Annotated in this window: 17 protein-coding genes; 8 read left to right on the forward strand and 9 right to left on the reverse strand. The window is 38.5% G+C overall.

What is annotated here, in order from left to right:
* The first annotated feature begins 204 nt into the window (after positions 1-204).
* The 5 genes from CEQ21_RS26610 (at position 205) to CEQ21_RS26630 (ending at position 4,832) form a co-directional block, all read left to right on the forward strand.
* Positions 205-1,134 carry a phosphate/phosphite/phosphonate ABC transporter substrate-binding protein gene (locus CEQ21_RS26610; RefSeq protein ID WP_185767132.1) on the forward strand — a complete coding sequence of 310 codons (930 nt, stop codon included), beginning with the start codon at positions 205-207 and terminating at the stop codon, positions 1,132-1,134.
* A 239-nt stretch (positions 1,135-1,373) separates the two neighbouring features.
* On the forward strand, positions 1,374-2,144 hold the full coding sequence (phnC, locus tag CEQ21_RS26615; protein ID WP_185767133.1) for a phosphonate ABC transporter ATP-binding protein: 771 nt from the start codon (positions 1,374-1,376) through the stop codon (positions 2,142-2,144).
* Between the two features lie 2 nt (positions 2,145-2,146).
* Entirely contained in the window at positions 2,147-2,959 is an 813-nt protein-coding gene (phnE, locus tag CEQ21_RS26620) for a phosphonate ABC transporter, permease protein PhnE (RefSeq protein ID WP_419181629.1), read from the forward strand.
* Positions 2,956-3,759: a phosphonate ABC transporter, permease protein PhnE gene (phnE, locus tag CEQ21_RS26625; protein WP_185767134.1), complete on the forward strand. Its 804-nt coding sequence runs from the start codon at positions 2,956-2,958 to the stop codon at positions 3,757-3,759. The genes phnE (CEQ21_RS26620) and phnE (CEQ21_RS26625) overlap by 4 nt, the downstream gene beginning before the upstream one ends.
* A gap of 113 nt (positions 3,760-3,872) precedes the next feature.
* Positions 3,873-4,832 carry a D-2-hydroxyacid dehydrogenase gene (locus CEQ21_RS26630; protein ID WP_185767135.1) on the forward strand — a complete coding sequence of 320 codons (960 nt, stop codon included), beginning with the start codon at positions 3,873-3,875 and terminating at the stop codon, positions 4,830-4,832.
* Between the two features lie 41 nt (positions 4,833-4,873).
* Here the strand turns inward: CEQ21_RS26630 and CEQ21_RS26635 are convergent, their stop codons facing one another.
* The 4 genes from CEQ21_RS26635 to CEQ21_RS26650 all read right to left on the reverse strand — a co-directional run bounded on the left by CEQ21_RS26635 (position 4,874) and on the right by CEQ21_RS26650 (position 9,114).
* Positions 4,874-5,725, reverse strand: coding sequence for a metal ABC transporter permease (locus CEQ21_RS26635; RefSeq protein WP_185767136.1), 852 nt, complete (start codon positions 5,723-5,725; stop codon positions 4,874-4,876).
* The gene (locus CEQ21_RS26640) at positions 5,671-6,378 is read right to left on the reverse strand and encodes a metal ABC transporter ATP-binding protein (RefSeq protein ID WP_127735176.1); all 708 of its coding nucleotides are present in this window, start codon (positions 6,376-6,378) and stop codon (positions 5,671-5,673) included. Before CEQ21_RS26640 ends, CEQ21_RS26635 begins: the two co-directional genes overlap by 55 nt.
* A gap of 116 nt (positions 6,379-6,494) precedes the next feature.
* Positions 6,495-7,445 (reverse strand): metal ABC transporter substrate-binding protein, encoded by a 951-nt coding sequence (locus tag CEQ21_RS26645; RefSeq protein ID WP_185767137.1) that lies wholly within the window; start codon positions 7,443-7,445, stop codon positions 6,495-6,497.
* A 352-nt stretch (positions 7,446-7,797) separates the two neighbouring features.
* Positions 7,798-9,114: a coiled-coil domain-containing protein gene (locus tag CEQ21_RS26650; protein WP_185767138.1), complete on the reverse strand. Its 1,317-nt coding sequence runs from the start codon at positions 9,112-9,114 to the stop codon at positions 7,798-7,800.
* 441 nt (positions 9,115-9,555) lie between these two features.
* Between CEQ21_RS26650 and CEQ21_RS26655 the strand changes: the two genes are divergently transcribed.
* The gene (locus CEQ21_RS26655) at positions 9,556-10,677 is read left to right on the forward strand and encodes an NAD(P)/FAD-dependent oxidoreductase (RefSeq protein ID WP_185767139.1); all 1,122 of its coding nucleotides are present in this window, start codon (positions 9,556-9,558) and stop codon (positions 10,675-10,677) included.
* A gap of 33 nt (positions 10,678-10,710) precedes the next feature.
* Here the strand turns inward: CEQ21_RS26655 and CEQ21_RS26660 are convergent, their stop codons facing one another.
* From CEQ21_RS26660 to CEQ21_RS26670, 3 genes are all read right to left on the reverse strand, one after another.
* Positions 10,711-13,698, reverse strand: a complete 2,988-nt coding sequence (locus CEQ21_RS26660) for an SH3 domain-containing protein (RefSeq protein ID WP_185767140.1) — start codon at positions 13,696-13,698, stop codon at positions 10,711-10,713.
* A 318-nt stretch (positions 13,699-14,016) separates the two neighbouring features.
* The gene (locus tag CEQ21_RS26665; protein ID WP_185767141.1) at positions 14,017-14,904 is read right to left on the reverse strand and encodes a YitT family protein; all 888 of its coding nucleotides are present in this window, start codon (positions 14,902-14,904) and stop codon (positions 14,017-14,019) included.
* Complete coding sequence (locus CEQ21_RS26670) at positions 14,874-15,872, reverse strand: asparaginase (protein WP_185767142.1); 999 nt, start codon at positions 15,870-15,872, stop codon at positions 14,874-14,876. Before CEQ21_RS26670 ends, CEQ21_RS26665 begins: the two co-directional genes overlap by 31 nt.
* 180 nt (positions 15,873-16,052) lie before the next feature.
* Here CEQ21_RS26670 and CEQ21_RS26675 point away from each other — a divergent pair, with 180 nt between their 5' ends.
* Positions 16,053-16,379 carry a helix-turn-helix domain-containing protein gene (locus CEQ21_RS26675; protein ID WP_185767143.1) on the forward strand — a complete coding sequence of 109 codons (327 nt, stop codon included), beginning with the start codon at positions 16,053-16,055 and terminating at the stop codon, positions 16,377-16,379.
* 57 nt (positions 16,380-16,436) lie between these two features.
* On the opposite strand, the gene CEQ21_RS26680 is transcribed toward CEQ21_RS26675, so the two are convergent.
* Entirely contained in the window at positions 16,437-16,922 is a 486-nt protein-coding gene (locus CEQ21_RS26680) for a nitroreductase family protein (protein ID WP_144452247.1), read from the reverse strand.
* Between the two features lie 179 nt (positions 16,923-17,101).
* Between CEQ21_RS26680 and CEQ21_RS26685 the strand changes: the two genes are divergently transcribed.
* Positions 17,102-17,881, forward strand: a complete 780-nt coding sequence (locus CEQ21_RS26685; protein WP_185767144.1) for an acetoin reductase — start codon at positions 17,102-17,104, stop codon at positions 17,879-17,881.
* Positions 17,882-17,943: 62 nt separating this feature from the next.
* On the opposite strand, the gene CEQ21_RS26690 is transcribed toward CEQ21_RS26685, so the two are convergent.
* A complete protein-coding gene (locus CEQ21_RS26690; protein WP_185767145.1) occupies positions 17,944-19,770 on the reverse strand; it encodes an APC family permease in 1,827 nt (608 codons plus the stop codon).
* Between the last annotated feature and the right edge of the window lie 103 nt (positions 19,771-19,873).

The raw sequence follows: 19,873 nt of genomic DNA on the forward strand, positions 1-19,873 counted from the left end.
TTCTGGAAAATAATAAACATTTGTCCATTCACTAATCTCTCAAAAACACCGACACTACTAGTTTTACACTAATTATCAGAATATTGCAATCTATTATATTTACAAAAAAATAATAATTTTTTTATACAAAATTTTCACTATTTTACAATTTTATATGCTATATTTTTACATGTAATAACACATAACATCTTTCGGAGGTAAAATATGTTCAAAAAACTTGCAACATTCGGTCTATCTTTGTCGTTAGCAGCAGGTGTTCTTGCTGGCTGTGGATCTTCAGCTGATGAAACTGGCTCTGATGCGTCAAAGGGATATGAACCAAAAGAATTAACCGTTCAATTTGTTCCTTCTCAAAGCGCAGCTACACTTGAAGCAAAAGCAAAACCACTTGAAGAGTTATTATCTGATGAATTAGGCATTCCAGTGAAAGTAAGTGTTTCTACAAACTACAACACAATTATTGAAGCGATGGCTTCTAAACAAGTTGATGTTGGCTTCTTGCCTCCAACAGCTTATGTATTAGCTAAAGAAAAAGGTGCTGCAGATGTTATTCTTCAAGCACAGCGTAAAGGTGTTAATGATGATGGTTCTGAGAAAGATGAATTAGTAGATTTCTATAAATCTATTTTCGTAGTGAAGAAGGATTCTGGTATCGATTCAGTTGCTGATCTTAAAGGCAAAAAAATCGCATTCCAAGATGTGACTTCTTCTGCTGGTTACGTATGGCCTGCGGCTACATTAATGGATAATGATCTTGACCCGATTAAAGATGTACAAGGTACTACAGTAAAAGGTCATGACCAAGCAATCATCTCACTATTAAATGGTGATGTTGATGCTGCAGCTGTTTTCCAAGATGCTCGTAATATCGTGAAAGCAGATTACCCAACTGTGTTTGAAGATACAAAAGTCGTTTCCTTCACAGAAGAAATTCCTAACGACACAGTTTCTGTCCGCTCTGACATGACTGACGATTGGAAGAAGAAATTGCAGGATGCATTCATTGCAATCGGCAAAAGCGATGAAGGCCATGAAATTATAAGAGATATTTACACACATGAAGGATATGTTGTTTCAGATGACAGCAACTTTGATGTTGTGCGTGAATATGCAGAAAAAGTGAAGACTGAATAGTATCTTTTTTATGACAAAAGCAGATGGATTTCTGAATGGTAAAAGAATTTTTTACATAACGCAGTTCAGCTCTTTTGATCACTATTAATCTATTCACCCAACCATCTAGTAAAAATACTAGGTGGTTGGACTTATTTTCTCTACTAAGCAACAGAGTTATTGGATTCGGTTGTTTAGTAGAAAAAAGAAGCTTGTTGTTTAGATTCTTTTTCTAAAATTAAGAGAAAGTTGGTAGGCAATTGATACAGTTTAAAAATGTTACGAAAATTTATCCGAATGGCACAAAGGGTTTGAATAACATTAACATCACCATTGAAAAAGGTGAATTCGTTGTAATTGTAGGGCTTTCTGGTGCCGGAAAATCAACATTCCTCCGTTCCATAAATCGTCTCCATGAAATTTCAGAAGGTGAGATTTTAATTGACGGTAATTCGATTACAGCAGCAAAAGGCTCTGGTCTTCGGAAAATCCGCCGTGATATCGGTATGATCTTCCAAAGCTTTAATCTAGTTAAACGCTCTACCGTAATAAAAAATGTATTATCTGGTCGTGTTGGCTATCATAATACGTTTCGGACAATTCTTGGACTCTTCCCTAAGGAAGATGTGGAGCTTTCCTTAACCGCCTTAAACAGGGTGAATATTTTAGAAAAGGCCTATTCTAGGGCGGACGAGCTTTCAGGCGGTCAGCAGCAGCGGGTATCAATCGCTCGTGCATTGGCACAAGAAGCACAAGTCATTTTAGCAGATGAGCCTGTCGCTTCCCTCGATCCATTAACTACAAAGCAGGTTATGGATGACTTAAAGCGTATTAATGAAGAAGATGGCATCACTACGGTCGTCAACCTTCACTTCATTGATCTTGCTCGTGATTATGCTACAAGAATTATTGGGTTGAGAGCAGGTGAAGTAGTCTTTGACGGTCCTGTAGAAGCGGCAACAGACGAAGTGTTTTCAGAAATATACGGCAGACCAATTAAAAAAGACGAGCTATTAGGTGAACCGGTATGAGCATGAATGAACCAAACATCAATGATCCGAAAGTAAACGTAAGGAATGCACCTAAACCGCCTGCTAAGACAAAGATGATTTTCACTATTCTTTTAGTAGTGGCTTTGCTGTGGTGGAGCTCCTTTAAAACAGAATCCTCCATTGCTGACTTAACAATTGGATTCCCGAATATGTTTGATTTACTTGTGCAAATGTGGCCGCCAAACTGGCATTACTTTGAAGTTATTTTGGAACCACTGCTTGAAACGATCCGCATGGCTGTTATTGGCACTACCTTTGGGGCGATAATTGCTGTTCCGCTCGCATTGCTGTGTGCAAGCAATATCATTCGCACACCGTGGCTTGTTTATCCGTTCCGATTTATCCTTAACTTAATTCGGACAATTCCTGATTTGCTTCTAGCAAGTATATTTGTTGCTATATTCGGGCTTGGCTCCCTTCCTGGGATTATTGCACTATCCATCTTTTCCATTGGTTTAGTTGCAAAGCTGCTATACGAAGCAATTGAATCCATTGATCCAGGTCCCCTTGAAGCAATGACAGCAGTTGGTGCGAACAAAGTGCAATGGGTGTTCTTTGGGGTTATCCCCCAAGTTACGGCTCATTTTACATCCTATGTATTATATACATTTGAGGTAAATGTCCGCGCTGCAGCCATTCTTGGATTGGTCGGAGCTGGGGGAATCGGGGAATATTATGATAAAACGCTCGGTTTCCTTGAGTACGATAAGACTGCTTCTATTATCATTCTGACATTGGCTGTTGTATTAGTGATTGATTATATTAGCACGAAATTACGGGAGAAATTATTATGAGCCAATTATCAACGAAAGTAAATAAACCGAAGAAAAAATTTGCGTTTCGAACAATCATTGTTGTTTTGCTGGCACTGCTGTATATTTGGGCTTTTTCCGGTATGCCTATCAATGATATTAAAGAAACTGCAGGACAAATTTCCAAAGCAATATTCTCTGGGATTTTCCATCCTGATTGGGACTATGTTTATTTGCCGGATGGCGAGGATTTATTACGCGGACTTCTGGATACATTGGCAATTGCCATTCTAGGAACATTCATCTCTGGTATTCTCTGTATTCCCTTCGCCTTCTGGGCTGCAAATAATATGAGTAAAGGCAAGACAATTACTTCTACAGGAAAGTTCATGTTAAGCTTTATCCGCACATTTCCTGAGATCGTTATGGCTATCCTGTTTATTAAGGCGGTTGGACCTGGTTCCTTTGCCGGTGTACTTGCATTAGGGCTTCACTCAATTGGAATGCTAGGAAAGCTGTTTTCAGAGGAAATCGAAAGCTTAGATAAGGGGCCAACTGAGGCTTTAACTGCAACTGGCGCCAACCGTCTCCAAGTTTTGTGGTTTGCTGTACTGCCGCAAGTATTGCCAGGATTCCTGTCATATACGCTATATCGTTTTGAGATTAATATCCGTGCTGCTGCCATACTCGGTGTTATTGGAGCAGGTGGAATTGGTACGCCGTTAATTTTCGCCTTAAGCTCAAGGGATTGGGACAGGGTCGGCATTATTCTGTTAGGAATTATTGTGATGGTTACCATTATTGATGCTATTTCTGGCTTTTTACGCAGAAGAATCATTTAAATTATGAACCAGCAGTGCCTCGGGCTGCTGGTTTTTCTTTCAATCTTGAATCATGCTAAATTTTCAGTATATTGTTAGAATAGTTATATTACTAATTAAAGGAGTGTTACTTGATGAATAAACGCAAATTGCTTATCACCCGTCCATTAGAGGATCACTTGTTAAAACAAATTCAAGAAATGGCCCAAGATTGGGATGTAGTTATCACAGATGAAGCAGAACAATGGAAGCATCACGCAAAGGACACAGATGTGATTCTTGGCTGGAGAAAGTTTTTTGACGAAGATTTAGACTCCCTTAACAGCTTGAAGTGGATTCAAACATGGAGTGCTGGTGTTAACACACTACCTTTAAAGGAATTAGCAAATAATAATGTCAGTGTAACAAGTGCAAACGGGGTTCATAGCTACCCCATTTCTGAAACTATTTTCGCACTTATGCTATCACTAACGCGTAATATCCATACATATATTAAAAACCAAACAAAGAAAAAATGGGATGGAGAAGACATCAAACTTGAAATGCACGGTAAAACAGTTGGTATTATCGGCGTCGGTGCAATCGGAAAAGAAACAGCAAAGCTTGCAAAAGCATTTGGAATGAAAGTAATCGGCATCCGTCACTCAGGCAAGAAAGAAGATTATGTAGATGAAATGCACACAACGGATAAGCTTGATGACATTCTTCCTGAATGTGACTATGTTGTTATCACCCTTCCTCTAACAGAGGAAACGAATCAGCTATTTAAGCGCGAGCAATTCCAGAAAATGAAGGAAAGTGCCTTCCTGATTAATATTGGACGAGGCGAAATTATAAAAGAAGCTGACTTAGTAGCTGCCCTTTCTGCAGGAGAAATACTAGGTGCTGGCTTGGATGTATTTGAAAAGGAACCTTTAGACGAATCGAGCCCATTATGGGAAATGGACAATTGTATCATAACTCCACATACTTCTGGATCAACCGAGCATTATGACAAACGAGTAGTGGAGGATATCTTCCTCCCAAATTTCAAAAAGTTTATAGAAGGCCAAAAATTAAATATTAACTTAGTAGATTACCATAAAGGATATTAAGCATAAGAAAAGGAGCTTTCTGTAGAAAGCTCCTTTTTTTATCAGCCAAGGTTTCTTCGATATTCTTTTTGCTTATGGTATCGCATGAAGTGCAGGGTAATCTTCTGAATAAGGAATCCGATTGCCAATAGGATAACAAGCAGCAATGTAATTGTCGCTCCTGGCGGTGTTCCTAATTGGTAGGAAGAAAACAGACCTGTAAAGATGCTGAAGACAGCGAGCAAAATGGCAACAACAAAGACCATCTTGAACCCCTTTGCAAGCTTTATTGCAAATGCTGCTGGAAGTACTAATAATGCTGAAACTAACAATACACCGATTGTAGGAATAATTACTGAAATGGCGATACCTGTTAAAAGGCTGAATGCTATGGATAACAGATTCGTGTTCACGCCACTTGCTGTCGCTGTATCCTGATCAAATGTCATTAAGTACATAGATCTTTTAAAGACAAGGAAGAATAACAATATAATGACAGTAACTACAGCCAAAACAATAACTTGCTGCTGACTAATTGTGATGATGCTTCCGAACAAATATTGATCCATGCTCGTTGACATTCCACCGCTTGAAACACTCATTAAAAAGAGCGCAAACGATAATCCTGCCGCCATTAAAATAGCAATGGAAACCTCTGAATAGGAATGATACGCACGGCGCATATATTCAATTCCCAATGCACCAATCATAACAACAAGCATACTAGAAAATGTTAAGTTAGTATGAAAGAAATAGCCGATAGCGACACCAGCCAAAGAGATATGGGACAGAGTGTCTGCCATTAGGGCTTGTCTGCGCAAAACAAGGAATACACCAATTATCGGTGCAATGATGGCAATTAATCCGCCTGCCCAAAATGCTCTTTGCATGAATTCAAGGTCAAACATCTCCATCCACCCTTCTCTCCCTTCTCTATATGAATAATTTTGTCTAAGTAGCTTTCTACTTCATCTTGGTCATGTGTTACCATGACAACCGTTCTGTTATGGGAATTGACTTGATGCCTCATAAACTCATAAAAACCCTTGCGGCTTTCCGCATCCATGCCTGTTGTCGGCTCATCCATAACCAACAAATCCGGCTCTGATGCAAGCACTCTGGCAATAATGATTTTTTGCTTTTGTCCGCCAGATAAGTCGCCTACTTTTTTCTTACGGTATTCCCACATTCCGACCATTTCTAATGCAACTTGGACAGCTTTATGATCATGCTCCTCTAACCGCTTATACCACTTCTTCTTTTGATATCTGCCAGAACGCACAAGCTCTAATACAGTGCTTGGGAAGCCGACATTAAAGGACGAAATTTGTTGTGGAACATAACCGACTGTCATCTTCCTTCCTTGGCTGTTCTGCTTGCTTAACACTACGTTTCCAGACCAAGGTTTTAACAGACCAAGTATCAGCTTAAGAAGCGTCGATTTGCTTGCACCGTTCGGTCCTGTTATTCCGACAAACTCGCCACTTTCTAAGTCGAAGGAAACATCCTCTAATGACGGAAGATGTTCATATCCGAATGTCAAATTTCTTATAGACGCAAGTATCATTTACCTCTCTCCCCTTTCATTTTTAAGTATCTATTTATATGAACGCTCGCTTACTCCACATAGAAAGCGTATGTGAGCAAATCGATCACATACGCTTTTATGATTATAGCATATCCTCATTCAAAAAAGGATTTTTTAAGCTGTTTCAAATTTTCTTGCATAACCGTAATATAATCTTCACCAGCTTTTTGCTGTTCATCACTTAAGCCTTCTAATGCATTTAATACCTCTGTGTCTGCACCAAGCTCATTTGCCAGTGTTTCAGCCACTTTGCTTGAAGTAAGCTCTTCAAAATAAATTACATTTATCTCATGTTCCTCTGCGAACTTTTTAAGCTCTGCTAATTTAGCGGCGCTTGGCTCTTCATCAGGTGATATACCTGCTATCGGTACTTGCACAAGTCCATATTCCTTCGCTAAATAAGAAAATGCCGTATGCTGTGTAATAAATTCATTGGTCTTTATTCCTTTTAGCTCTGTTTTATATTCTTCATCAAGAGCTTTTAATTTGTCCATATATTTGCTGCTCTCTGTTTCGTAATATGCTTTATTATCTGGGTCTACTTTTACAAGTGCGTCTGTAATTGTTTGCACTTCCTGCTGTGCTAGAACTGGACTTAACCAAACATGAGGATCTGCATGATGGCTGTGCTCATGCTCATGCTCCTCTTCTGACTCTTCCGCTTCTGCTTCTTCGTCTTCTTCTATAAGCTTAATGTCTTTACTTGCCTCAACTACAGTAACATCGCTGCTGTCAATGCTTGCTGTTATATCAGATACCCAAGTTTCCATATCATCACTGTTGTATACAAATAAATCTGCTTTTTGGATATTGCCGATATCCTTAGGTGTTGGCTCCCAATCATGTGGTTCAATAGTTGATGGAATCAAAAGCTCTACATCTGCCTTATCCCCAGCAATATTCTTTGTAAATTCATACATTGGATAAAAAGTGGTCATTATCTTCAGCTTGCCATCATCATTTTTTTCGGTCGTGTCATTACTGCAGCCTGCCGCTAATATTAGGACAATCATCGAGACTAACAGCAAACTATATCGCTTCTTCATTTATATCTGCTCCTTTATGTAAGTCTAGCTTTTATTTATTCTTTTATTTCGTATTGATTACGATTTATAGAAAACAATGAATTTATGATTTTTATCATTATATAATTATTTTCAAATCAGAACGATTACGATTATTGATTCTATACTATTTGAGACAATAAATCAATAGTTTTTCAGTAATCTTCTTGCTATTTTTTATGGAACAAATTTTATTTATCATCATTTCCAAATAAAAAAAATTTAAACAGCATGTATATCTTTTATTATTATGGGTATAAATATAATAAGAATAAAAAGCATTACCCAAGTGACAGCTGTCAGTTGAATAATGCTTTTATCATTCCAAATACTATTACAGACGAACTACTCTTCCGTTAAATACGCCTTTCCAGTAGCCGCTTGTCATTGATACAACAGCAACACCTGTTGAGCTTTGAGAACCGATGAATTTTCCGCCACCAACGTAAATTCCAACATGACCGTCTTTTTTGTAAGTATCAAAGAATACTAAATCTCCAGGTTGAATATTGCTGAAGGAAACTTGTTTACCGTAACCTTTCAATGCATCCGTACTTGCTGGGATGCTGTATCCAGCTTGAGAATAAGCCCAGCTTACGAAACCAGAGCAGTCAAACAATCCGTTTGCTATATCAGACGCAGTTCTACCGCCACCGAATTTATATGTTGAATTCCCAATATATTTATAACCAGCTGTGATTGCAGCAGATTTTCCACCTGTAGCTTTTTGTTCACTTGAGCTGCTTGACTTAACAGCTGAAGTGCTTTTCTTTACAGATGAACTTGAGCTAGAATTTGAGCTTGATTTTTTACTAGAATCATTTGTAGTAGCAGATTCAGAGTTTGAGTTAGAAGTTGCTTGTGTAGTTGTGCTGATCAAGTTGTTTAAATCTTCTTCTTTTTTCTCTTTAATCTGTTTCTTAATTTCTTCTTCTTTAGCAGCTAGTGAGCTGTCTTCTTTTTCAAGCTTTGCTTTTGCTGCTTCATTCTCTTGTTGTTTTTCTTCTAAGTCTGTTTTTGCTTTTTCATTTTCAGCTTGTTTGTCAAGATTTTGCTTTTGCATTTCTTTCAAATCCAATTGCATATCTGTTAGGCTTGAAAGCTTGTCTTCTACTGAAGTCTGCTTAGTCTCTAAGTCTTTTTTATCCGCTTCGTTGCTTTCAATCAAATCTTTGTCCGCTTCCATGATTGTAGCAACAGCTCCCACACGGTCAACAAATTCCTTAAAGCTTGCAGCTCCTAGTAATACATCAATATAATCAACACTTCCACCATTCTCTTGGAATGTGCGTGCACGTTCTTTTAAAATTTCATTGCGTTGTTCAATTCTATCTTGCAAATCTTTAATTTCTTTTTTCAAAGAAGCAACTTCTTCTTTAGTAGTTTTGATGTCTTCTTCTGTTTGTTTAATTTGCTTTTTATTTTCTTCAACCGCTTTATCAACACGGTTGATTTGTGCGTTAAGGTCAGCAAGCTTTTCTTGCGCTTCAATAATTTTATACTCAGCATCTGAAATTTTATCTTGTATATCAGTACGCTGGCTTGAAATAGAAGCAGACGTTTCAGCATTTGCATTGATTGCTGGGATGCTAAAGCTGCCAAGTCCAAGCAAAAGTGTTGTGTTTAAAATAACTAATTTCTTTTTTAACATTTCATTTTCCCCCTGCAATTTTCTAATGTACGTTCTATTTTATATGTCTATTAATTTATGTAGTTAGTTTTGGGGAGTTCCCCAACATTAAACCAGAATACAAGAATTGTTATCAGCCATCGTTTTGGCTTTCGACGAAACTTGTTAACTTTCGTCAACAATTAGTAGTATAGCATCACATTTTGTCATTTAAGTAATAGGAATGTTACAGTTATGTTTCATTTTTATTCTAAACTAGCATTTTTGATGAAATATTGACATATTCTCTACTTTCTTGACATAGACAATTTATCCATGATTGAATTCATTCCTAGCAAAAGCATACAATAAGAGTAAGCTTTTTAATAGACAGTATGCAAGCTATATAGGATTATGTCACATAATTGTAATACACACAGCTGTTAATAGGCATCTCAATTAGTATAAAGGGCAGGGAATATCATGAAAAACATAAGTATTATAGGCGCTGGTATAATGGGTGCGTCTATCGGTTTTGAGCTTGCAAAAAACGGAGCTCGTGTCACGATTGTAGATAGAGAAGATCTTGGTCAGGCTACTAAAGCTGCTGCAGGTATTATATGTCCGTGGATTTCTCAGCGCAGAAACAAGCGCTGGTACAAGCTTGCAATGGAAGGTGCAAAACATTATCCCAGCTTGATTACGGAGCTTATGGACTTAGGAGAAATGAACACAGGCTATGATAAAGTCGGTGCGATAAGTCCTCATGAGAATCATGAGAAGTTAGAAGCTATGGTAAAAAGAACCTTGAAACGAAAGGATGAGGCACCTGAAATTGGGGATGTCACCATTCTTTCAGAGCCTGATTCAAAAGCGTTGTTCCCACCGCTTGCAGATGGATATCAATCTGTCCATGTTAGCGGTGCTGCCAGGGTAGATGGTTGGGCGTTACGGAATTCACTCCTTTCTGCTGCCAAAAAGCATGGTGCAAAAGTACTCCAGGAAGATTGCAGTCTTCTGCTTGAAAACAGCACTGTTACAGGCATTAAAACAAAGCACAAAAAAATCCATGCAGATGAGGTCATTATTACTGCTGGTGTCTGGGCAAACGAATTGCTTAGTCCACTTCAGATAACAGTTGGTCTAAGCTTTCAAAAAGGGCAGATTATTCATCTTCAGATGCCAGGCATAAACAGTGACAAATGGCCGGTTGTCATGCCGCCCCATGATCAATACATTCTTTCTTTAACCGGAAATAGAATCGTAATTGGAGCTACCCATGAAAATGATGAAGAGCTTGACTATAGGCTAACAATGGCTGGCATGAAAGAAATTATGGATAAAGCGCTCAAATTTGCCCCAGGTTTGCATAACAGCACATTTCTTGAAGCAAAAGTCGGCTTTCGACCATTCACTGCAGATTTCCTTCCTATATTCGGAAGATTACCGGGACATTCAAATGTTATTTTCGCAAACGGCCTTGGTGCCTCTGGTTTAACAATGGGTCCATTTCTCGGTCAACAGCTTGCCAAACTCGCATTAGACAATGAACCTGATATACAAATGGCCGATTACGCCCTTGACGAATTTATCTCCAGTAAATAAAAAAATGCTGATCCGCATGGATCAGCATTTTTTTTATTTATATTTAGGAATTTCTAGTTTAAGTATATAAGAGTCTAATAGGCTGTATAGATTATAAATTTGCGTCACCTGTTTAGACGCCCAGCCGATATCTGTCGCATATTGATGTGTTGCTTTACCAGTGCTTTCTGCTGCCCCTGGATTCCATCTCATCTTATAAAGTGTATCTTGCCCAGCATTTACGTAACCTTGTGCGATAAACTTTGCACCGCCAATGATTGCAGCCTCTGGAGTAAACCAGCCTGCATTATAGGCGTATTGCGCGCCACTGGAAACAGCACTGCCATCATACGCCCCAATTCCATACATATTATAGACTGTTTTGCCATTAACAGTAACACCTTTTGCTAACGTTGACGTACCATTGCCTGTTTCAAGTAATGCATGAGAAATTAAATAAACCTCATTAATGCCATACGCATTTGCTGCCGTGATAAAGGATGAAGCTTTACCGGAAAGTATGCCTTTACCTGCTAATATGCGTTCATTCACTTCCGTATCATTAATATCTGCTTTTGCTGACAGCTTCAAAAACTGCATAGACTGTACAGTTGTGTTTAAAAAATTATCTGGATTCAGATAATAAGTGGTGTCTTCCTTGCTTGCATTAACCCAAGATTGTGTGCTGTTTACTTTATACCAGTAGTAGCCGTCAGAACCCTTCACTTTTGAAGTTATCGTCAGAACCTGGCCGTTTTGAACAGCATTAACAACACTGTATTCAGTTCCTGCACCGCCTCTTAATCTCCAGCCACTGCCTATTATCGTTCCTTTTGTTTGGTCGGAAGATTTAAATGCTACTGCATCCTCCCTTATATAAACATCATATGCCTTGTCTGTTTGTGGGTTTGCACCCATTTGAATAGTAGCCATTTCATCTAGTGTCATATCGTAATTGACATACGTTTTAACTGTTTCACCTTTGCTGACACCTGGCGTTTCTGCTTGTTTAGTAGTCAAATAAGCACTGCTCACATAGCCTTCCTGCCCATTAGCAGAAACCTTTGCCCAGCCATTTTCTTCTGAATAAACAGTTACCGCAGTTCCAGCTGCCAATTTTGCAACGATTCCAGCTGAAGAAGAAGCAGATTTGCGCATATTCAAGCTTGAACCTTGATCTACATTAACATACTTCAAGATACCTTCCGTGCTGCCAGCGCTGTCTTCACCTGCATTCCCATTTTCATTAGAATCAGTATTTTTGCTGTCATCTAAGCTGCTTGAAGTTAAATAACTGCTGCTCACATAGCCTGTCTTACCGCTTGCCGTAATTTTTGCCCAACCATTGGATTCAGAAATGACTGTAACTGCAGTACCTCTTTCAAGCTTTGTGACGACACTGCCGCTGGTGCTGGCACTTGCTCTCATATTCAATGTTGAGTTTTTGTCAACATTTACATATTTCGTTACAGTCGGTGTTTCTTTTACCGGGTCCTTCGGTGCATCAGTACTGCCGCTTTGTGTGTCTGGGGCAGTAGTGGTTAAATAGCTTGTGCTGACATAACCCGTTTTTCCGCTAACTGTTATTTTTGCCCAGCCTTTGGATTCTGAGGCTACTGTCACCTTTGTTCCTCTTGACAGCTTTGTGACGACACTGCCGCTGGTGCTGGCACTTGCTCTCATATTCAATGTCGAGCTTTTGTCAACATTTACATATTTCGTTACAGTTGTTATTTCTTTTACCGGGTCCTTCGGTGCATCAGTACTGCCGCTTTGTGTGTCCGGGGCAGTACTGGTTAAATAGCTTGTGCTGACATAACCCGTTTTTCCGCTAACTGTTATTTTTGCCCAGCCTTTGGATTCTGAGGCTACTGTTACCTTTGTTCCTCTTGACAGCTTTGTAACCACACTGCCGCTGGTGCTGGCACTTGCTCTCATGTTTAATGTCGAGCTTTTATCAACATTTACATATTTCGTTACGGTTGTTGTTTCTTTTACCGGGTCCTTCGGTGCATCAGTACTGCCGCTTTGTGTGTCCGGGGCAGTACTGGTTAAATAGCTTGTGCTGACATAACCCGTTTTTCCGCTAACTGTTATTTTTGCCCAGCCTTTGGATTCTGAGGCTACTGTCACCTTTGTTCCTCTTGACAGCTTTGTAACCACACTGCCGCTGGTGCTGGCACTTGCTCTCATGTTTAATGTCGAGCTTTTATCAACATTTACATATTTGGTTGTTGTTTTTGCCACAGTGCCTGAACTGCTATTCTTGTTTGTAGAAGTAGTAGTAGTTGATTTTGTTTTTGACAAGTATTTTGTCGCTACATAGCCTTCTTTTCCATATACCTTTACCTTCGTCCAGCCATTTGAATCACTGTATGCAGTTACCTCAACACCTTTTGCTAGCTTTACGATAACAGAGCCGCTGTTCGAGGGTTTATTACGCATATTAAGGCTTGAACCTTGATCAACATTGACATACATTGTCTCTGTTTTTGTTTCTTCCGTGCTTACCTTTGTAGCAGTGTCTGCCTTTGGGGTACTTTCCTTCACTGTTGACACACTATCAGATAAATATTTAGAAGCAACATATCCTTGCTTTCCGTTTACCTTTATTTTAGACCAGCCATTTGAGTCAGATAACACCTCTACTTTTGTGTTGGCAGTTATCTTTGTCACAACTGTAGAAGATGTATTTGGAGATGTTCTTACATTTAGAGTTGAATTACTATCAATGGAAACATATTTAACGTATGTATTTGTTTTTTCTGTTAGATAGTCTGAGCTGACATAACCGGTTTTTCCATCGGCTGTTATCTTTGCCCAGCCGTTGCTTTCAGACAAGACAGTTACTTCTTTTCCCTTTTTTAAAGTCGTGACAATCGCAGCTTTTGAAGATGCGCTTTTTCTCACATTAAGAGAGGAGTTATTTTCAACATTGACATATTTCACAACAGCAGCATTTGAAGCTGCCTGAGCTTCTTGAATAAGGACAGGTGCTGATAACGCTGCGAAAAATACTCCTGGAACAATGACTTTTTTCATCCATATGACCTCCTTTTTACTAGAATCATATCGAAAATATAATTCTATATACCTATTAAATGTTATAGTATGTAATTAGTTCTCATTTTCTCACTGTATAGTACCTATATTATGCGTTATACAACTATTCGTATATAATACTATAGTCACGTTTTATAATAATATATTAATGCTTTATAGACTAGACAATCAAGAGTATATTCCGTCGACCGAGATAACATAAACTGTTATTCGACTATAATGATAAGCGAATAATCCGTTATAAAAATAAAAAACACAAAAAAACAGGGTATAAATACTTACCCTGTTTTTCTTGGTTTAAACTACATTATTAAAATTACTACCCACCACTTCATTCATATTATGTACGGTGATGAATGCATTTTTATCAATTTTATAGATAAACTTTTTTAATTTTATATAATCTTGTCTTTTTAAGACAATCGTTATAACTTCTTTTTCATCATTAGAAAATGCACCTATCGCAGAATGCAGTGTTGCACTTTTATGGAGGTGTTCAATAATATAATGCTTAATGTGTTCGCATTTCTCACTTATTATGACAACCTCTTTTGTCATTTGCAGTTGATCGCGGAAGTAATCCACGACGACTCCTCTAAGAAAAACACCAAAGCATGCATACAGGCCCTTTTCTATACCGAAAGCAAATATGGCAGCAAGAGATATGAGACAATCTGCCATCAATACTGCCTTTCCTATTTCGATCGCAAAATACTTATTAATAATCATTGCAATCAAATCCATACCACCAGTTGAAGCATTTTGCTTCAAAACAAGCACGAGTCCTAATCCTGCAATTAACGTACCAACTACTAGCTGGATAAAGAGGTCATGACTTAAAGGAACATCAACAGGAGCAATCTTCCCGAGCATCCACACAAAAAACGTCAGTAAAAAGCTGGCATAAATTGTTTTAAGACCAAACTGAAATCCTAAAAAGGCAAATCCTAAGAGGAAAAATACGATATTAAGCAAACCCATAAGCCCACCTAAAGGGATTGTTGGAAAAAAGGATTGCAGAACAATGCTGAGTCCACCAAGTCCTCCAGAAGCAAATTCGTTTGGCGCCATAAAGTAATGAATATTAACGGCCATCAGCAATACTCCGATATGAAGCCAAATATAGCTTAACGTCTTTTCAACGCTGATTGTTTTTATTTTTCCCAGTCCACTGAAAGATCCCATGCGATTGGCTTCTCCATCCATTGTTTTGCTGCTTCCACATTATCTGCTTTACCTAATACCCACATCAACTTTGCTATGATTGCTTCTGTGTTCATATCTGCCGATAAGATAACATTATATTGCGCAACTTTTCTTCCTACTTCGTATAAATACAGGTCTTGGCCTTCTTCCAAACACTGGGTTGAGATAACGACCGCAACACCTGCTTCTACCATTTCCGCTAATTTCGGAAGCAGGTTTCTATCTTCAAATGGCAAGCCGCCATTACCGAAGCTTTCAATTACAATACCTTTATAATTATTCTTTAAATAGTCAAAGATCTCAGGCTTTGTACCGGGATGCAATTTCAGCAGAAACACATCAGAACATAAGCTAGTATCCTTTTTGAAAGCCTCTGAAGATTTTTTAGGTTTCCAGTAATACTGGATTTTTTTATTTTGCATAGACGCTACATATGGGTGATTAATACTCTCAAATGCATCATAGCTTTTTGTCCTCATTTTCACTGCTCGTGTACCAATGATAACCCTGCCATCAAACACAACAAAAACCCCGCCTATATCTTCTGTAGCAAAATGAATGCTGTCTGCAACATTTTTCTTTGCGTCAGTTTGCTTAAAGCTGATTGGAACTTGAGATCCAGTTATTACAACAGGCTTTTCAAGTCCTTGAAGCATGTATGATAATGCAGCAGAAGTATACCCCATCGTATCCGTTCCATGTGTAATTACAAATCCATCATATAAGTCATAATTGTTGCTGATGGCTTCTGCAATCACTTTCCAATGCTCTGGCTGCATATTCGTACTGTCTCTGTTCATTAGAATTTCACATGTTACATCAACTGATTGGGAATCTCCCTCAAAATGCACTAATAACTCCTCTGCAGTCATTCCAGGAACTAACCCTTCATTTCCCTCTATAGAAGCAATGGTACCGCCTGTGGCTAGCAGCAATATTTTTTTCATGATAGCTCCTCCTAGTTACAAATCCTTTTTTACGTATGCGATACGCGTATTCATTTATTTGTATTATAGTACCACCATTACCAATAAAGCAATATTTGTATTCAATTCGCGTATTTTTTCTTTTAAAACGAATTTAGACATGCTATACTTCCAAATATAGAGTAAAAGGGGGAACATTCGTTGCTGCAAATATTAAGCGAGCTTAGAAAAAACAAAAATTGGTCTCAAGCTGAAACAGCGGAGCTTTTAGGGATAGCCAAAAGTACATACGCTGGTTATGAATCAGGATATCGTGAACCTTCTTTAAGAGCCCTCATCCAAATAGCTGATTTATTTGACGTCTCTATTGATGTAATTCTTGCTCGCAAAAATCAGACTACTATATTAGAGCTGGCTACCATTTCTAAAATGGATAATATCGTTCTGACTGTTGATGGCAAGCCACTGACAGAGGAAGAGATCACAAACCTCATAGCATTTACTACAGTTAGGCGAAAGCTTGGCTAGAACGATGCATAAAAAAAACCTGATTTATAAAATCAAGTTTTTTTCCTGCTTCGTATATTAATTTAAATGCTTAACTTTTAATTCAATTGATTGCCTTTCCTTTGCATCCTTTGTTTCATCAGGATACCCAACTGCAATCACACCAACTACATCATAGTCGTCTGAAACACCTAAAATGTTTCTTCCATTTTCAGAAGCGCCAACAGAACTCCAGAATGTTCCTAAGCCTTTTTCACATGATAGTAAAAGGAAATTTTGGATGAAACAAGAAACAGCAGCTGCGTTTTCTTCCCTTTCTAAGGTGTTTCTTCCTTTATGTGAAAGAACAGCAAATAAGATTGGTGCATCTCCGAAATTAATTTTATGATTAAACTTCGCTCTTGTTTCTTCCCCAATAAACAGAATTTCCCAAGGCTCTGTCATCTTATGGTTCGGAGCAAATGCGGATACTTGGAGAAGTTCTTTAATTGTATCTGTACTAACAGCTGTCGTTTTAAACTTTTTAATCGTTCTTCTACCTTTAATTATTGTTTCCAAGCTCATTCTATCTATCCCCTTTTCACATTTTTTCTCTTTCATTATACATGAAAACAGCATTTTTTTCCTATCGACAAATTTCCCAGGAAATCTATGAACCAACAAATTATCGCAAAATTCGTTTCATTCGTTTTAGATTCTCTCATTAAGGGAACTAGAATTGTAATTTACAATAGAAAAGGAGAATGAACATGGATAAAAAAGTTGCAGTCATAACTGGTTCTGGACAGGGTATCGGGAAAGCCATCGCAGAAAGGCTTGGCAAAGATGGATTTACCATTGTTATTAGTGATGTTAATGAAGAAAGTGCAAACAGAACAAGCATTGAATTAATGGATAAAGGCATTGAAAGTATGGCCGTCCAGGCAAATGTCAGCTCCAAGAAAGAGATAGAAAATCTCGTCGAACAAACTGTGCAGCAGTATGGACAGCTTGATGTTTTCATTAATAATGCTGGAATTGATCAAGTTGATTCAATCTTAAATATTTCAGAAGAAGATGTCCAAAAAATCTTTGAAGTGAATGTATTTGGAACATTATACGGCATCCAAGCCGCTGCTGAACAAATGAAAAAACAAGGTACAGGCGGAAAAATCATAAATGCCTGCAGCATCGCTGGCCATCGGGCTTATTCCTTGTTAGGTGCTTATTCTGCGACAAAGTTTGCTGTTAAAGCATGGACACAGGCCGCTGCTGAGGAGCTTGCTTCAGCCAAAATAACCGTTAATTCTTATTGTCCAGGTATTGTTGGCACAAGTATGTGGGACAGAATCGATGCAGGCATGGTCGAATATATGAATCTCGAAAAAGGACAGGCATTTGAACAATTCTCTAAAAGCATTGCATTAGGACGCACCCAAGAACCAGAGGATGTTGCTAATTTCGTTTCCTTCCTTGCTTCAAAGGATTCAGATTATATGACAGGGCAATCGGTTCTTATTGACGGCGGTATACTTTACGGTTAAAAAAGAAAGAAGGCTTCCTTGACGGAAGCCTTCTTTCTTAAGTTGTTCATTCTAACTGGCTATTACTTTTCAAAACGGAAAGGTACTGTTGTAACAATCACGTTTCTTCTATAAAGCAGATGTGCTTTCAGCAGCAAGCTTGATTGATTGTGCAGGATATTATGCCAGCTTTTCTTCGTGATGAATTGGGGAATAATAACGGTCACACTGTTATGGTTTTCCGCTCCCTTTTCTTCAATCACGTCTATGAATCTTCTTAACGGTCTAACTAAACTGCGATACTGTGAATGAATGGTTACTAGACGAATATCTGGTCGATATGCTTGCCATTTTTCCTCCATCCGCTTTTCACTTTCTCTGTCAAAAGCAACGTAAACAGCGATAATCGTTTGCCCGATACTTTCAGCATAGGCCAAGGAATTATCCACAACTTTCGTAATTCCTGCCACAGGTAGAATAACGATATTACCCTCCGGTTTTTCTGCCTTATGATTTTCATCCATACGCAGCTGTTTGGCAACATCCTCGTAATGTCCTTTAATACGATGGAAGATAAACACAATAATTGGCAGGAAGATTAACACAGACCAAACTTGCGAAAACTTAGTTGTAAATAAGATAAGCAGTACAGTCAATGTGATGATCGCTCCGGCAAGATTGATGCTCATTTTCCATTTCCAGTTTTTCGGTCTTTCCGTAAACCATTTTTTAATCATTCCACTTTGCGATAAAGTAAATGGAATGAATACACCAACTGCATATAGCGGAATCAGCATTTCCGTATTTCCCTTAAACAGGAAGATTAACAGGATTGATGCTGCACCGAGTGTAACAATACCATTTGAGTAGCCCAATCTATCACCGCGAATGGTGAATATTCTTGGCATATACTTATCAACGGCAAGGTTAACAGCCAATAACGGAAACGCAGCAAAACCAGTGTTTGCAGCTAATATCAAAATAAGCGCTGTTGTTACTTGGATAAAATAATATACTCCAGTTCGTCCGAAAACTTCTGAAGCAATTTGAGATACGACTGTTTCATCTGCTTTAGGAGATATTCCATACCAATAAGCCAATAAGGTAATCCCCGTGAACAGCACACCAAGAATAAGCCCCATCATCGTTAATGTTCGGACAGCATTTTTTGCTGATGGCTCTTTAAAGTTCGGAACAGCATTGGAGATAGCCTCAACCCCTGTTAGCGCAGAGCACCCAGATGAAAATGCCTTTAATAACAAAAAGATGCTAAGTCCCGGGACAGCAGTCCCTATCGGCGTATGTTCAACGCTTCCGACATCTCCTGTGGCAATCTTCCACAGCCCAGTGCCTATAAGCACTGCCAACGCTATAACAAATAGGTACACCGGATAAGCAAGAATAGAGGCAGATTCAGTAACACCTCTTAAATTCAATATTGTAATTAAAACAACAAACAAACAAGCAATGATTACATTATGTTCATGCAAAACAGGAAAGGCCGATGTTATAGCATCCGTTCCTGCTGAAACACTTACTGCTACAGTCAAAATATAATCGACAAGCAAGGACCCCCCTGCAATCAAACCGGCATTTTCTCCCAGGTTTTTCTTTGAAACAATATATGCCCCGCCACCACGCGGATACGCATAAATGATTTGTCTATACGACAGGATTAGTGCAACAAGGAGCACAAGTACGCCAATTGCAATCGGAATAGAATACCAGTATGCAAGAATACCAATACCTGCTAATACGAGCAAAATTTGTTCTGTTCCGTATGCAACAGATGAAAGTGCATCAGAAGAAAGAATCGCCAATGCTTTAAGCTTGTTTAATTTTTGATCCCCAAGTGCACTTGTTTTTAGTGGCTTCCCAATTAAAATTCGTTTTAAAATTGAACCGCTCATGTCATCCTCCAGCTTTCCGCTAAAATGTCTTTCCAAGTTAGGTGATTATCCAATTTTTGCACACAAAAAAACCACGAGGATACCCCGTGGCCGATTGTTAAAA

Origin of the sequence: Niallia circulans, assembly GCF_007273535.1 — a bacterium.
GTDB classification, from domain to species: Bacteria; Bacillota; Bacilli; order Bacillales; family Cytobacillaceae; genus Niallia; species Niallia circulans_B.